Source organism: Fictibacillus nanhaiensis (assembly GCF_019801215.1).
In the GTDB taxonomy this organism is placed as follows: Bacteria; Bacillota; Bacilli; order Bacillales; family Fictibacillaceae; genus Fictibacillus; species Fictibacillus nanhaiensis_C.
Genome location: NZ_JAHVJO010000002.1, coordinates 167,510 through 183,059 on the forward strand (window position 1 = coordinate 167,510; position 15,550 = coordinate 183,059).

At 40.8% G+C, this 15,550-nt stretch carries 15 protein-coding genes; 4 read left to right on the forward strand and 11 right to left on the reverse strand.

Features of this window, described 5'->3' with window-relative positions:
• Positions 1-14 precede the first annotated feature (14 nt).
• From lgt to KUV80_RS09440, 8 genes are all read right to left on the reverse strand, one after another.
• Entirely contained in the window at positions 15-827 is an 813-nt protein-coding gene (gene lgt / locus KUV80_RS09405) for a prolipoprotein diacylglyceryl transferase (protein ID WP_222462462.1), read from the reverse strand.
• Between the two features lie 22 nt (positions 828-849).
• Complete coding sequence (hprK, locus tag KUV80_RS09410) at positions 850-1,785, reverse strand: HPr(Ser) kinase/phosphatase (RefSeq protein ID WP_222462463.1); 936 nt, start codon at positions 1,783-1,785, stop codon at positions 850-852.
• A gap of 78 nt (positions 1,786-1,863) precedes the next feature.
• The gene (locus KUV80_RS09415; protein ID WP_222462464.1) at positions 1,864-2,367 is read right to left on the reverse strand and encodes a GNAT family N-acetyltransferase; all 504 of its coding nucleotides are present in this window, start codon (positions 2,365-2,367) and stop codon (positions 1,864-1,866) included.
• A 196-nt stretch (positions 2,368-2,563) separates the two neighbouring features.
• Entirely contained in the window at positions 2,564-4,975 is a 2,412-nt protein-coding gene (locus KUV80_RS09420) for an immune inhibitor A domain-containing protein (protein WP_222462465.1), read from the reverse strand.
• 201 nt (positions 4,976-5,176) lie between these two features.
• Positions 5,177-5,545, reverse strand: a complete 369-nt coding sequence (locus KUV80_RS09425) for a phage holin family protein (protein WP_222462466.1) — start codon at positions 5,543-5,545, stop codon at positions 5,177-5,179.
• Positions 5,546-5,737, reverse strand: coding sequence for a PspC domain-containing protein (locus tag KUV80_RS09430; protein WP_222462467.1), 192 nt, complete (start codon positions 5,735-5,737; stop codon positions 5,546-5,548).
• Positions 5,738-5,752: 15 nt separating this feature from the next.
• On the reverse strand, positions 5,753-6,823 hold the full coding sequence (locus KUV80_RS09435) for a DUF4097 family beta strand repeat-containing protein (protein WP_222462468.1): 1,071 nt from the start codon (positions 6,821-6,823) through the stop codon (positions 5,753-5,755).
• Positions 6,824-6,913: 90 nt separating this feature from the next.
• The gene (locus tag KUV80_RS09440; RefSeq protein WP_222462469.1) at positions 6,914-7,216 is read right to left on the reverse strand and encodes a hypothetical protein; all 303 of its coding nucleotides are present in this window, start codon (positions 7,214-7,216) and stop codon (positions 6,914-6,916) included.
• A gap of 484 nt (positions 7,217-7,700) precedes the next feature.
• Between KUV80_RS09440 and KUV80_RS09445 the strand changes: the two genes are divergently transcribed.
• Positions 7,701-7,904 carry a hypothetical protein gene (locus KUV80_RS09445; RefSeq protein WP_222462470.1) on the forward strand — a complete coding sequence of 68 codons (204 nt, stop codon included), beginning with the start codon at positions 7,701-7,703 and terminating at the stop codon, positions 7,902-7,904.
• A 112-nt stretch (positions 7,905-8,016) separates the two neighbouring features.
• Here the strand turns inward: KUV80_RS09445 and uvrA are convergent, their stop codons facing one another.
• Together uvrA and uvrB are read right to left on the reverse strand one after the other, a co-directional pair.
• Positions 8,017-10,890, reverse strand: coding sequence for an excinuclease ABC subunit UvrA (gene uvrA / locus KUV80_RS09450; RefSeq protein WP_222462471.1), 2,874 nt, complete (start codon positions 10,888-10,890; stop codon positions 8,017-8,019).
• Positions 10,891-10,896: 6 nt separating this feature from the next.
• Positions 10,897-12,888 carry an excinuclease ABC subunit UvrB gene (uvrB, locus tag KUV80_RS09455; protein ID WP_222462472.1) on the reverse strand — a complete coding sequence of 664 codons (1,992 nt, stop codon included), beginning with the start codon at positions 12,886-12,888 and terminating at the stop codon, positions 10,897-10,899.
• A gap of 242 nt (positions 12,889-13,130) precedes the next feature.
• Between uvrB and KUV80_RS09460 the strand changes: the two genes are divergently transcribed.
• On the forward strand, positions 13,131-14,000 hold the full coding sequence (locus KUV80_RS09460) for a sulfite exporter TauE/SafE family protein (RefSeq protein ID WP_222462473.1): 870 nt from the start codon (positions 13,131-13,133) through the stop codon (positions 13,998-14,000).
• Between the two features lie 24 nt (positions 14,001-14,024).
• Here the strand turns inward: KUV80_RS09460 and KUV80_RS09465 are convergent, their stop codons facing one another.
• Positions 14,025-14,255, reverse strand: a complete 231-nt coding sequence (locus tag KUV80_RS09465; RefSeq protein WP_222462474.1) for a DUF2198 family protein — start codon at positions 14,253-14,255, stop codon at positions 14,025-14,027.
• 244 nt (positions 14,256-14,499) lie between these two features.
• Here KUV80_RS09465 and KUV80_RS09470 point away from each other — a divergent pair, with 244 nt between their 5' ends.
• Both KUV80_RS09470 and KUV80_RS09475 read left to right on the forward strand, forming a co-directional pair.
• Positions 14,500-14,688: a hypothetical protein gene (locus tag KUV80_RS09470; RefSeq protein WP_222462475.1), complete on the forward strand. Its 189-nt coding sequence runs from the start codon at positions 14,500-14,502 to the stop codon at positions 14,686-14,688.
• 22 nt (positions 14,689-14,710) lie between these two features.
• Positions 14,711-15,505 (forward strand): serine/threonine protein kinase, encoded by a 795-nt coding sequence (locus KUV80_RS09475; RefSeq protein ID WP_222462476.1) that lies wholly within the window; start codon positions 14,711-14,713, stop codon positions 15,503-15,505.
• Positions 15,506-15,550: the final 45 nt, after the last annotated feature.

Consider the following 15,550-nt stretch of genomic DNA (forward strand, 5'->3'; position numbering starts at 1 on the left):
TTCATTCGCCTCCCTTAGCTTTCCAGATATCGTTTTTCAGCCAATCCTGCTTTTCTTCGGTAGATCCAAATCACTATAGCCGCTAGAATCCACACTAAGCTCATCACTTGAGCAATGCGAAGCGACTCTGTAAGCATCAAGCTGTCTGTACGCAAGCCTTCGATAAAGAAACGGCCGACAGAATACCAGATCAGATACGATAAAAACAGTTCCCCTCTATGCAGGTTCACTCTGCGTAAAAACAGTAAGAAGATAACGCCCAATAGATTCCAAAGTGATTCGTAGAGAAAAGTCGGATGATAATAAACGCCATCAATATACATTTGGTTAACGATAAAGTCTGGCAGCATCAGCGATTCCAAAAAGTCTCGGGTTACTGGTCCACCATGCGCTTCTTGGTTCATGAAGTTGCCCCAGCGCCCAATCGCCTGACCGAGCAAGATGCTAGGTGCTGCAATATCAACAATTTTCCAAAAAGATATACCTTTTCTTTTTGAAAAGATTAGAGCTGTTAAAAAGGATCCAAGCAACGCCCCATGAATGGCAATACCGCCCTCCCAGACCGCTAAAATCTTGCCTGGATGGTCTTTATAAAAATCCCACTCAAACGCAACATAATAAAGCCTTGCACACAGAATGGCAACAGGTACTGCTATCATCACCCCGTCAACAAACGTATCTTTTGCAAGACCGCGACGCTCTGATTCCCGAATGGCAAGCCAAAGCCCAAGTAAAGCTCCTAAACCAATGATGAGTCCATACCAATAGATCGTTAATGGGCCAAGTTCCAAAGCCACACGATCTAACGGTTGTATTGTCTGTTCCAAAGTCTACACTTCCTTTTCCTTCTTATAAGTCTTCTTCATCTCCAGCTTCAATTACATCTGTTAAACGTTCTGAAAACTGCTGGGCAGCATTCATGCCCATCCGCTTCAGACGGAAATTCATCGCCGCTACCTCGATAATAACCGCCAAGTTTCGTCCAGGACGAACTGGAATCGTAAGAATTGGAATCTCTGTATCAATAATTTTGGTTGTCTCTTCTTCCAATCCTAGTCGGTCATATACTTTTTTAGAATCCCAAACTTCCAGATTCATAACAATCGCAATTTTTTTGTAATTGCGGATCGCTCCTGCTCCAAACAGCGTCATAACGTTAATTATACCAAGTCCTCTGATTTCTAAAAGATGCTGAATAAGCTCTGGTGCACTTCCAATCAGTGTATCTTCATCTTCTTGACGAATCTCTACTGAATCATCGGCAACAAGTCGATGGCCGCGTTTTACGAGTTCAAGAGCGGTCTCACTTTTTCCGACTCCCGAGTTCCCTGTAATCAGCACACCGATGCCATAAATATCTACAAGCACACCATGCTTAGCTGTCGTTGGTGCAAGACGGCTCTCTAAAAAGTTAGTGATTCGGCTCGAAAGACGTGTTGTGGTCACAGGTGAACGCATGATGGGCACGCCTGTCTTATGAGAAGCTTTTAACAATTCTTTAGGCACTTCGATATCACGGGAAACAATGATACCAGGAGTTTCATCTGTACAAAGCATACTGAGTCTTTCCATCCTTGTTTCGGGGTTCAATTCTGAGACAAAGGAAAGCTCTGTTTTTCCTAACAACTGAAGCCGTTCAGCTGGATAAAACGTAAAATACCCCGCCATCTCAAGACCAGGGCGTGAAATATCACTCGTGCGTATCGTGCGGTGAATGCCTTCCTCACCGCTGACGAGTTCTAATTGAAACTTGCTGATTAATTCATGAATATGTACCTTCGCCATAGGGTCCTCCTTGACATTTTTCAATGACTCTATTGTATCACTTCAACACTATATTAACCAAAAGGGAGAATCGGTCTTTTAATTGTCTATCGTCCAACCGTAAACTTGAACAGGAATCGTATTAAAAGAGGTGTCTTTTTCTAAACGCATTCCTAATTTTCTAGCTACATTTACTGATCTTTCGTTTTCCTGTTGAATGAGACAAATAAGGCGTGTGAGATGTAGTTCTTCTATAGCATAGTTTTTGAAGAAAACAGCTGCTTCTGTTGCGTAGCCTTTTCCCCAATATTCTTTTGAAAGCCAAAAGCCAATTTCAAATTCTTTTCGTCCATCTACCACTTGTTGGATTACCCCTGCATGGCCTATGGGTTTTTCAGATTCTTTATGAATCATCAAATAAAGGCCTCGTCCATCTCGATAGCCGGGCAGGAGCCATTCTTGAAAACTCTTTAACGCTTCTTCCGTTGAACGTGTTGTTCCTTTTCCAATGTACTGAACCACTTCTGGATCCCCCCATAATGAGGCGAAAAAAGGAAAATCATCGTTCTCATAAGGTCTAAAACAAAGCCGCTCTGTTTTCATACGTACTTGCCCCCTTCTTCAAGAAAAAAGACCGTTTGAAAAGGACAAACGGTCTCGTTTTTTGTATGATCTTATAGCTATTAAAATCTTATCATGTAAAGACCGTTTTTTCCTTGGTTTGTTAACGGTTGTTTTAAAAATACGATTAATGGATTTAAAAAATACCTTTCGCAAAAGCGAAAGGTATTTGCAATCATTACTTGTAGATGACGACTGCACCAACGGACTTATCTGATGCTTGTCCATTTACACGTACTTTAAGGCCATAATTTTCAATTTTACGCCCAGCGTCAGGCAAATACTTGTTCATGAAGGAATTGCTGTCATCAAATAGTGACACCGCCGGCTGACTAGCAAGTGATAATGTCTGTGTTGGATAAACTAAATCTAATCCAGAAGTCGGATTTAGACCAAACGCAGCATCCGCAATGTGGTAGCGCGTACTTGCTTTTATGCCCGTGCTCCAATTCAAGTCCGTATCAACGTGAGCATCAACTACTCCAAGGAATCCTTCACCAGGGTGAATACCTGTCCAGTTATCCGTATATGTCGGATCAACATACCAAACGACTAATCCGCCATCATAGCTCATTAAGGTAGACCCACGACGAATATTCTTTAGACCCATATCTACACCCGCATGATTTCTCCACTCTAATAAATAGTAGTGGTCGCTGTATTTGTTGCCATCGTTTTTCTCAAATCCTTTTAAATTGAATGAGCTAGCAGCTTCTGCACCATCTTCCATTAAAGTCTGGCCGTCTGCTACGACTTTAATATTATCTGCAAAGAATCCGATGTGGCTTGTACCCCAGTCCGTTGCATAACGAAGGCGTAGCTTTATCTCTTTCCCTGCATACGCACTTAAATCAAATGTCTGTGCTTCCCATCCTTCAGAAGAACCGGTGAATCCTGGCATAGCAGTTAGAATAGTTGGGTAGCCCTGTGGTACAACATCTGAACGCGTATTTTGGTTGCCAACAGATTTCCAAGTAGAACCTTTATCGGTTGAAACTTGTACGAAAGCAAAATCCCATTGCTCCTCAATATCATACCAAGCATCGAAAGTTAATGTAGCCGAATTCTTTCCAGTCAAATTAACATCAGTTACCATTTGGTTATCTATCTCATCCTGTTGTCCGCCCCAGTATTGATAAGAACCGGCTTTAGGAGTATTTACAGGTGTTGTCTTTTGCGGAAGATTGACTTGAACAGCTTGGTTGTTTTGACCGTTTGGTGAGTTTGCCTGATCAAGTAAAAACTGTGTTCCTTTTGAAGAAACATCCTCCCAGTTAACTGCTGTTGGCGTTGTCCAGTTTCCGCCTAGAGACGATTGTAAGAATGACTTTGCCCATGGAGAGAATCCGGTCGGCTCAGTACCGCCAATCTTCCCTGCCCAAGATCCACTCGACATGATCGACCAATACCCTACTGCTTCACCAGCTCCAGAGTAGATCGTATCATATTCATCTGGAAGACCAAGATCATGGCCATATTCATGTGCGAATACACCAGTCGCACCATCTTCCGGCATCATGGTGTAGTCATAGAATCCTGGCTTGCCTTTCGGGTTTTGGAATGTAAAATCAAAACCATCTTCATCAACAAACTTTGCAGATCGATGAGACCAAATGGCATTATCACCAAGTGAACCACCACCTGCTTCTTGGCCAACACCAGAGTGAATAATCATTAAGTGATCAACAAGTCCATCGCTTTCAAGTTTATTTCCGTCCCCATCAAAATCATGTGGATCTTCCACATCATAGTTTTCTAGTGGAACTCCTGCGGCAACTGCAGCTCTATAAGCATCAACGACAAGCTGCTTTGAACCTCCAGGAGTTACGTTGTCATGTCCGCCAGTTTTTTTATCAGCGCCATAATATGCTGCTGTTCCTGGTACTTTTAGCCATCCGTAAGCGTTACCCTTAACAGAATATGTACCGCCAGATTGCTGTTCATAGTATTGCTTCATCGAAACAAAATTTTCACCGTTCGGACCTTTCACACCGTTTTTACCAAAAATCATATCTTCATAGTGTGAGAGTGGATAATCACTATAGTAGTTATTTGTTTCTTCAGGTTTAATGTTATTGTGAGCATAATCAGAGTACTCAACTGCCAGAACAAGGACGTTATCTTCACGTACGGATCCTGTATACGGCGTTTCTTTTACAGAATCAGGCTGTTTCTTATAATGCCCCTTCTTTTTTCCGTTCCCGTTTAATAGGCCGTTGTTAAATCCTTTAAACTCACGCTGTTTTTGTGCCTGTGAAGCTTTTACCTTTGGTTCAAGTGGATCATTGCCCTTAGCTTCCGTATCTTTTCCTTTTAGTTCAAGATAGTGATGAAAAGCTTCTTCCTTTTCTTTTGCAGAAGCTTTCTCAGAAATGACACCACGTTTAATCAATGATTCTATTACTCTATCTTCATTCACAATGGCAAGATCTAGTCCAGAATGTGAATGATTGTGCTTTACCTTTCTTACCTCTTCTAATGCTGTTTGTGCCTTAACATCTATTGTCCCTGCAATCAAGGATGATGATGCTAGTCCAATTGACAAACTAGTTGCTAGCAGGGTCTTTCCCCAAGTCTTCCTTTTCCCCAAAACTACCCCTCCTGATTGAATAGTATTAATATTCTGATTTTGTTGCCACTAAAATGTACCATATTGCCCAAAATATGAAATTAGACTTTTGTACTAATAAGTAGTATTCATAATAGTTCTTTGTGTTTATTTTTAATAGCAAAATATTGCTTTTTCCCTAAAAAAAACACCTCTTTTACAAAGAGATGTGTTAAAAATTGATTATCTTTTTTTCCTTTTCTTTAACGGTTCCAAAATAAAAGTAGTAAGGAACATATGGAGTAATGATATGATGACAGCTGCCAGAAGCGCCATTCCAAATCCGTCAATGTTGAATGACTCTCCCATTAGTTCTGCTGTTAACGATAACAACGCAGCATTTATTACGATGAGGAACAGCCCCAATGAGATAATCGTCACCGGCAATGTCAACAACACAAGAATTGGTTTTAAAAAAACATTAAAAAGGGACAATAACACACTCGCTAAAAGGGCAGCACTTATATTCTCGATATGAAATCCTTCAAAGTAACCTGCAACTACCATTAGCGCAATTGTATTAATGATGAAAGAAGCGATCCAGCTTTTCATTTAGACGTCGCTGTCCTCAGGCATGACCGCCAATGCAATAAAATAGACAAGTCCTACCGGGATAACCGCGGTAAAAATAGCAAGCGCCACCGTTCCAAGGCGAACGACAGTTGGATCCACGTTGATATACTCCGCAATCCCTCCACAAACACCTGATATTTTAGGATCATTTGATCGTTTAAGTTTTTTCATGAATGTAAGTCACCCCTATTTTGCTTTTAACACCGTTACAGAACCTGTTTTTGCTTCTGCTTCGAGCTTAAAAGATGGCCAACTCGTGTCTTTATTTGCGATAAAAGAGAGAAATTTACGCGTAACTTCTTTCTTCTCTTCTCTTACTTCAAGAGCCTCAAAATCACAAACAAATCCGCCAACAATGGTTTTCAGCTGGGCATCAAGCTCTAGTGTCTCAGGAAATTCTGTTTCTATTTTCCCCGTTACCGTCTTAAATGATGCATACCCTTCAACAGGTGCTGCAAACCTGCAATAGATCGAACCATTGATCGTTTCAGAACGTACTTGTACTGCATCAACCGTCATGCGTACTGGCCCGTTCATCGTTTCTGCTTCAACGTCTCTATATTGACAGTCTTTTAGCGTCAACGAACCATTGGCGGCAGTGGCTTTTATAGTTTGCCCTGAACAATGATTAACGGCGATCGCACCAACGGTCGTTTTAACCGTTAACGTTTTTGCTTCACAATCACTTAATTTTACCGGTCCATTAAAGGTTGTAACTTTAATCTCTTCAAAAGAATTCTTAGGAATGGATATGACTGCATTTACTTTTTGATGCTTATTTCTCGAGTAGAAACGCATTTTCGTCGCATCACAATCATAGAACGTTTCATTTCTAAACTTCGTTTTCGCAGATGATCCTTCAGGCACTTTATAGACATGGGCATCACATTCGACCTGTACGTCCTTCCGATCCCAAGGCACGATTGTAACAGATCCGTTGTATACTTCAATATCCATCTCTTGAAACATCACATGACTGTCTTGAAAAACATAATGAACAGGTTCAGATGGCCCGAAGTTCAAGTCAAAATCAACCGTCTTAATCCGCTTAACAACACGGTCAAAGAATTTAGCTACTTTATAGCTGGAAGTTGGCAGTTTGACCGCTGTTGCCCCATTGACCGCTTTCTTTTTCAGGCTGAGTGACCCGATCTGCATTTTTTTCTTGTCGTTTAAAGCATATAGCAATTTTTCTGCTTCTTCTGCAGAAATCTTTCCTTCATTCAGCATGTTTAATATCATTTTCCGTTCTTCCATGCAATTGACGCCTCCTTTGGGATTCCGTCACCGGCGCCGGCTGATTCTAAGGTGTCTGAGACTTTCCGGTATTACTTGTACAAAAAAGTTTTATGAAAGAATGACCTTTATTCCTTTAACCATATTCCAGATGGTCACAATTAATGTCAAAGTACCAAAAATGAGTGCACTAAAGATGATCGCTGCTAAATGATATTGCGTTTCAAAAACAATAATAATTCCGAGCGGTATAGCGATAATAGGAAATAAATGCGATAAAAATGATTTTTTTGCATGTTCCATGACTTCTAAATCATCCACGACTAAATACACGATAATCGGGAAAAGGAACGGTGCGAAAAACAAACTAAAATAACACAAGGCAGATATTAATTTTTTGGTGCTATCTTTCATGAAACGAAACCTCCTGCTCTGAGTAAAAAAAGATGAACCACGATTTAGGCAAGCAAAAGGCATGTGCCTTTTTTACTTCGACCCTTTCAAACAAACTTCCTTTCTCTCTAGACCTATTCGACATAACTTCTAAAATTCCGTATGATAGTGACAAAATCAGCAAAAGGAGCGAAATTCGTTGAAAAATATCAAAACCTTAAAAGTTCTCTTTATATTCTTAACCACTCTCATGGTCGCTACCATGATTTTTGGTGTTATCACAAAGAATAGTATGGAACTTAAGGTGATTGACCGAGTCCTTGCAATCGGATTTGCATCGATTATGGTCGTCACTATCAATTATGTAATATACAAACTTCTTTCTAAGATATGGAAATAAATTCACTCATCTATTTTAAACGATTTTTGCGAATTTGAGGAGAAATTGTTTATATCTCATCCAGAAAAGGAAAGGTTACTACAAAAAGAACAGGAGTGATGTCTCATGACCGATAATAAAAAGAAGCAAAAAGGAAAAATGGACAATCCTGAACAATATAAAACCGACAAAGTCAGCTTGTTCGATAAATTCGAAAGTGAACGAAATGTAGACTCTATTCCAATGGAGGATCTTAAACAAGAAAAGCGAGAAGAAAAGGATAAGAAAGGAACAAAGGATTCTTCTTCCAGTGAGGAAAAATATAAATAATAACGAATTCTAAAGTTTTATACAGTGCTCCTGTTTTACGGAGCACTGTTTTTTGTGTTCATTGAAAAAAAAGAGACCAAATCTTTTTACATGATTTGATCTCTCCCCTATATTATTTAGCTAGCGTTTCTTTCTCTCTAACTTTACCAGTCATCCGCTTTTTGTCACGCTTCAAGATGGGTGCCAAATAACGGCCTGTGTGGGATTCCTCAACTTCAGCAAGTTCCTCAGGAGTACCTGCTCCTACGATCGTACCACCTTTGTCCCCGCCTTCTGGTCCAAGGTCGACTAAATAATCACATTGCTTGATAACATCCAGGTTATGCTCGATAACTAGAACAGAATCGCCGTTGTCAACGAGACGCTGCAGCACAACTAGCAATCGTGAAATATCGTCTACATGTAGTCCAGTTGTTGGCTCATCAAGAATATAAATGGTTTTACCCGTAGAGCGCTTATGAAGCTGTGAAGCGAGTTTCACACGCTGCGCTTCCCCGCCTGAAAGGGTTGTAGCGGATTGTCCAAGTTTAATATAACCAAGACCTACGTCTAAAATTGTCTGGAGCTTTCGTTTGATTTTAGGAATGTTGGCGAAGAATTCTACTGAATCCTCTACGGTCATATCTAAAATGTCGGCAATGTTTTTCCCTTTATATTTCACTTCTAACGTTTCACGGTTATAACGTTTTCCGTGACACACTTCACATGGCACGTACACATCCGGTAAAAAGTGCATTTCGATTTTTATTATTCCATCACCGCGGCATGCTTCGCAGCGGCCTCCTTTTACGTTGAAAGAGAAGCGTCCTTTTTTGTAGCCCCGTACTTTCGCTTCATTCGTTGAAGCAAAAACGTCACGAATATCATCAAAAACACCCGTATAGGTTGCAGGATTGGAACGTGGCGTACGTCCAATCGGCGACTGATCAATATCAATGACTTTGTCGATATGTTCAAGTCCATTAATGGATTTGTGTGCACCAGGCTTATCTTTTGCACGGTGCAGTTTTTGCGCGAGTGCTTTATGCAAAATTTCATTAACGAGTGTACTTTTTCCTGATCCAGAAACACCTGTAACTCCCGTAAACAAGCCAAGAGGAATTTTAGCGGAAACATTTTTTAGGTTATTTTCTGTAGCTCCTTTTACCTCAATAAAACGGCCATCAGGCTTTCGTCTCTTTTTTGGAAGCGGGATGAATTTCTTCCCAGACAAATACTGTCCAGTAAGAGATTCAGGGTCTTCCATAATCTCCTGTGGCGTTCCTTGTGATGTAATCACACCACCGTGAGCACCTGCGCCTGGACCGATATCAATGACATAATCAGCTGCCAACATCGTATCCTCATCATGTTCTACGACAATAAGCGTGTTGCCTAAAGAGCGCATCTCTTCAAGGGTGCGAATGAGTCGATCATTATCACGCTGGTGAAGGCCTATTGAAGGCTCATCTAAAATATAGAGAACACCCATCAACCGAGATCCTACTTGTGTCGCCAAGCGGATACGCTGTGCTTCCCCGCCTGACAAAGTGCCAGCTGCACGGCTTAAGGTGAGGTAGTCCAGTCCTACATTGATTAGGAATCCAGATCGATCAACGATTTCACGTAAAATAAGTTTTGCAATGGCACGTTCCTTATTTGAAAGTTCAAGGTTATCAAAGAATTCTTTTGCTTCCGTAATAGACAGAGAAGTCGTTTCTCCGATATGTTTGCCATTGATTAGTACAGACAATGCTTCTTTTTTCAGACGATGTCCTTTACAAGTCGGGCAAGGCTTTTGCGCCATATACCCTTCCATCTGTTCTCGAATATAGTCAGAGCTTGTCTCACGATAACGACGTTGAATATTTCCTAGTACACCTTCGAATTGTATTTCGTTTTTCCGCACTTGGCCAAAATCATTCTTATAAGTGAAAGTAAGAGACTCTTTGCTGCCGTTCAAGATTTTATCCATCTGATCTTTGGGCAGATTCTCAACCGGTACATCCATATCGATGCCAAAGTGATTACAGATGCTTTCTAAAAGCTGAGGGTAATATTGGGAGCTGATCGGTTCCCAAGGAGCTATTGCATTACCACGTAAAGATAAACTCCAATCAGGAATAACCAGCTCTGGATCTACTTCAAGCTTTACACCTAATCCATCACATGACGAACAAGCCCCAAACGGACTGTTAAACGAAAACAGTCGAGGCTCTAGTTCTCCAATAGAAAAGCCGCAATAGGCACACGCATGGTTTTGAGAGAATAAAAGCTCCTCTTCTCCCATTACATCCACGATTACGCTTCCGCCACCTAGATTTAGTGCAGCTTCAAGCGAGTCTGCCAAACGTGTTGCTATTCCCTCTTTTACAACGATCCGGTCGATTACAATTTCGATAGAATGCTTTTTGTTTTTTTCTAGTTTAATTTCTTCAGAGACTTCACGCATTTCACCATCAACACGTACACGGACATAACCTTGCTTCTTAATATCTTCTAGCGCCTTAACATGTTCACCTTTTCGCCCAGAAACAACGGGAGCTAAAATTTGCAGTTTTGAACGCTCTGGATATTCTAAAATTCGATCTACCATCTGTTCGATCGTCTGAGACGTAATCTCAACATGATGAACAGGACATACCGGACGGCCGATGCGCGCAAATAATAGGCGGAGATAGTCATAGATTTCGGTTACTGTTCCGACTGTTGACCTAGGGTTACGGCTCGTTGTTTTCTGATCGATCGAAATAGCAGGTGAAAGACCTTCGATGGAATCAACATCTGGCTTATCCATCTGTCCTAAGAACTGGCGAGCATAAGCAGAAAGGGATTCTACATAACGGCGCTGGCCTTCTGCATAGATCGTATCGAAAGCAAGTGAAGATTTACCCGAGCCAGATAAGCCGGTTAAAACAACGAGCTTATCTCTCGGAATCGTAATGTCTATATTTTTTAAATTATGGGCTCTTGCACCCTTAACAACTATGTTTTGATTGGTTGCCAACTGCAATCATCCTTCCACTTTTAACTCAAGTATGAGGTCACGAAGCTCTGCAGCACGTTCGAACTGAAGGTTCTTTGCAGCATCCTTCATTTCTTTTTCCATACGCTCAATAAAGGCTTCGCGATCCTTTTTGCTCATCTTTTGCTTAGGAGCATTTGTACTTGTATACGATTCTGTGTCTTCCGCTGCTTGTGTGGCACGTATTACATCACGAACTTCTTTCTTAATCGTCATAGGTGTGATGCCATGCTTTTCATTATGTTCCATCTGCCTAATACGTCTTCGCTGCGTTTCATCGATCGCAATCTGCATGGATTTTGTAATCTTGTCTCCATACATGATGACGTGACCGTTCGAGTTACGTGCGGCGCGTCCGATTGTCTGAATAAGTGATCGTTCAGAACGCAGAAAGCCCTCTTTATCTGCATCTAAAATGGCAACAAGTGAAACTTCCGGAATATCAAGACCTTCTCTTAAAAGGTTGATCCCGATAAGGACATCAAACACACCAAGACGAAGGTCACGGATAATCTGAATCCGCTCTAAAGTCTTGATTTCTGAATGAAGATAACGGACTTTTATGCCGAGTTCCACAAAGTAATCGGTTAGATCTTCAGACATCTTTTTCGTCAGTGTTGTAACTAATACTCTTTCATTCTTGGCAATTCTCTCATTAATCTCACCAAGTAAATCATCAATCTGTCCTTTGATCGGACGTACTTCGAGTGTAGGGTCTAATAGCCCTGTCGGACGAATAATCTGCTCAACAGGCTCAGGGGCATGTTCAAGCTCATAAGGTCCTGGTGTTGCAGAAACATAGATATGCTGAAATTTCGTGTATTTTTCAAATTCTTCAAACGTTAGCGGTCGGTTGTCTTTTGCTGATGGCAGACGGAAGCCGTGATCGACTAGGACACTTTTCCTTGCTTGGTCTCCATTAAACATTCCTCGAATTTGAGGAAGTGTAACGTGTGACTCATCTATGACAATGAGCGAATCGTCCGGAAAATAGTCGAGCAGCGTATAAGGCGTGGATCCTGGCGGTCTTAGCGTTAAGTGCACAGAATAGTTTTCAATCCCTGAACAAAAGCCCATCTCCGCCATCATCTCAAGGTCATAACGTGTACGCTGTTCAAGCCTTTGAGCTTCTAATAGCTTCCCAGCTTCGTTAAGTTCTTTCAATCTTTCTTCGAGTTCGGCTTCAATCCGTTTAATGGCAACTTTCATTTTTTCTTCACGGGTTACGAAGTGGGATGCAGGGAAAATGGCAACGTGATTACGTTCGCCTAAAATCTCACCTGTAAGAGCATCCACTTCAGTAATTCTGTCGATCTCATCACCAAAAAACTCCACACGCAAGCAATGTTCGTCACGAGAAGCTGGGAAGATTTCTACAACATCCCCACGAACTCGAAACGTACCTCGCGTAAAATTAATATCATTTCGGTTGTATTGAATATCGACTAAATCTCGTAAAAGCTGATCGCGATCCTTTTCCATTCCTTCACGAAGGGAAATGACCATATCACGATATTCTTCAGGAGAACCTAGACCATAGATGCAGGACACACTAGCCACAATAATGACATCTTTTCGTTCAAAAAGAGAAGATGTGGCAGAGTGGCGCAGTTTATCAATCTCGTCATTGATGCTTGCATCTTTTTCAATATACGTATCCGAATGAGCAATATAGGCTTCCGGCTGATAATAATCATAATAGGAAACAAAGTACTCAACCGCATTGTTAGGAAAAAACTCTTTCAGCTCGCTGTATAGCTGACCGGCTAGCGTCTTGTTATGGGCAATAACAAGAGTAGGTTTGTTCACTTCCTGAATAACATTTGAAACCGTAAACGTCTTCCCTGTACCTGTCGCACCAAGCAATGTCATGCTTCGTTTACCGGCATTTATATTGTTGATAAGATGCTTAATCGCAGCGGGTTGATCCCCTTGCGGCTGGTAACTAGACTGGATCTGAAATGTATGACTTTCACTCACAAAACCGAACCTCCGTTCCTAATTTCTGGTTAATCAAATTATAGCACAGCCCTTTACCAAAATCCTAATAATTACGAACAAATATTCGCAGAAGTTTCTGGAAAGAAAGGAAAGTGTTATACTTGAATTTAGGTGCTTGTTGGGAAATAAATTGTATGGGGTCTGACCCCATTTCCCGCAAGCGGTATCAACGGTTGCGGGAAAATTGTAGCAGGTGTGTCCCCAAAAGGAGTAATTAAATCATGGATTTTTTCTATATATTGCTTGGCTTGTGCATCGGTGTTTTTTCTGGATTTTTTGGCATTGGAGGAGGCTTTATTTTAACGCCGATTCTTATCTTGATCGGTATACCTCCTCTATCAGCGATTGGGACAAGTTTAATGTATTCGATTGGTACAAGTGTATCTGGAGTAGCCGCACACTTAAGGTATAAGAATATCCTTTGGAAAACAGCAGCTGTTCTCGGTATTGTCGGTGTTTTGGCTACTCAGATTGCCCATCCGTTTGTTGTTTGGCTCGAGAAGTTAGGTTATGACGATACCATTATCCCAGTCTTCTATATTTTGCTTCTTGCATACTTTGCAGTTTCCCTGCTTTATAAGCAAACAAAACAAAATAAAGTCAATAAATCATCTGCCTTCGCTTTTTCTTGGCCAAAAGCCATTTTTATTGGCTTTACTGGAGGGTTCATCTCAACCACATTAGGTGTTGGCGGAGGGTTTGTCATGGTTCCTCTACTGATTTCGATGATGAATTTTCCATCAAGAAAAGCGGTTGGGACAAGCTTGGTCAGTGTTTTCTTGATTGTTACAGCAGGTTTTTTAACGTATGCAACGTCCATTCAGCTCGACTACAAGCTAGGCATCCTTCTCATCCTTGGTGCATTGGTAGGTACACAGCTTGGAGCAAAACTGACGACCATCTATTCTAATGGTCAAATTCAAAAGTACTTAGGCGCTCTTTACATCACCATTTTAAGTTCGGTTGTTCTCAAACTTCTCCAGTTTGATAGAGCAGGTCTTGGTGTTATCAGTCTATATGTGGTCACACTGCTCATCCTTTTCTTAAAGGAAACGATTACCCATTCAAAAAGAAAGACGTCTACCTCTTAAAGGTGACGTCTTTTTGTTATCGTTTTATTTTACTTTTCTTCTTTGTTTATTGTGGATTTTCAATCCAAGAAAAAAACCTACAATTGTAAAAAGACCACCAATGATCTGGAGAGGCAACGGTTGATGAAGACCATCAAAACCAAAAACCAAGATTAATATCGTAATCCCTAGCGGTACATACTTTGAAAATAGAACTCTGTTAAATAACAGCAATAAGAACACAGGCAATAGAGCTGCAAAAACATACTCCAACATGAAACAATTGACCCCTCTCAATAGAACATCCCAAAACACATCTTTTGTAAACGTTCATCTATACCTCTCTAAATTTAACAAAACTCCCTATACAAAAACAAGAAAATTGTTATGGGAAATAAATTGTTGGGGGTCAGTCCCCATTTCCCAACGAAACTTTCTGTTTAAGGAAACGTACAGTAGGATATTGAATACAACATGCGAATAACAATAGCAATGAATCTTTTAAAGGAGATGATTTGGAATGTTAATGAAATTGCTTAAATCTTTATTAGGTTTAAAAAGCCATAATAAATACGGCAGTTCCGGTTACAAATACAAGAAAAGCTATAACAAGTACAGCAGCAGTGATTTTGGAAAGAAGAAGCATTATGGCGGTTATGGTCATAAACATTATAAGAAAAAATCTAAAAGCAGCTTTTTTAGCAGCTAATAATCTCCTCCACTAATTACGGATGATTACTGAATTTTGGAAAACTCTTCAAAGAGCGATTTATGACAGACCATTACCGCTTAACTCCCTTATCCATAAACGCTATCGTATCGAATACGTGCTTGGGATGGGGAGTTATGGAATAACCTATTTGGCACAAGATGAGATTACAAAACATACTGTTGTCGTAAAACAGCTTCGGCCCTCGAAAGCGAAAATCGAAGGCGGGCTGGCTTCCTTTGAAAAAGAAGCCCGAATCCTGCAAGAGTTAGAGCATCCTCAGGTCCCAACATTACTTCAGAAGTTCCATGATGATGATGGACATTTTATTGTGATGGAATGGATCCAGGGCGACACGTTCGAAGATCTTATTTTTCGTGACCATCACCAATACAGTGAAAAAGAAACGATTGCTATCTTACTTAAGCTGTTAACGATAATAGATCATTTTCATCAAAACGGTATCCTTCACCGCGATTTGCGCATTCCAAACATCATTGAACGTCATGGAAAGCTGCATGTCGTAGACTTTGGCCTTGCCTGTTACTTAACTGATTCTGAGGATTCGGAACCACCTGATCATCCGGAAAAAGCTCACATGCGAGCGGTCACCGTTAAAAGTGATATTTTCGCCCTTGGTCACTTTGCACTCTTTCTTCTTTATTCTTCGTATGTGCCTCAATCTAAACAAGAGAGAAGCTGGGAAGAAGAACTAGACCTATCAAAATCTCTACAATCAGTCCTTCGAAAAATGCTTCAATTGGATGAACCTTATCATTCTATTGAGGAGGTACGAACAGCATTAAAACAACTGTAAAAACGGAAAACAGCTTGGAGATTTCTCCAAGCCGTTTTTGTATTC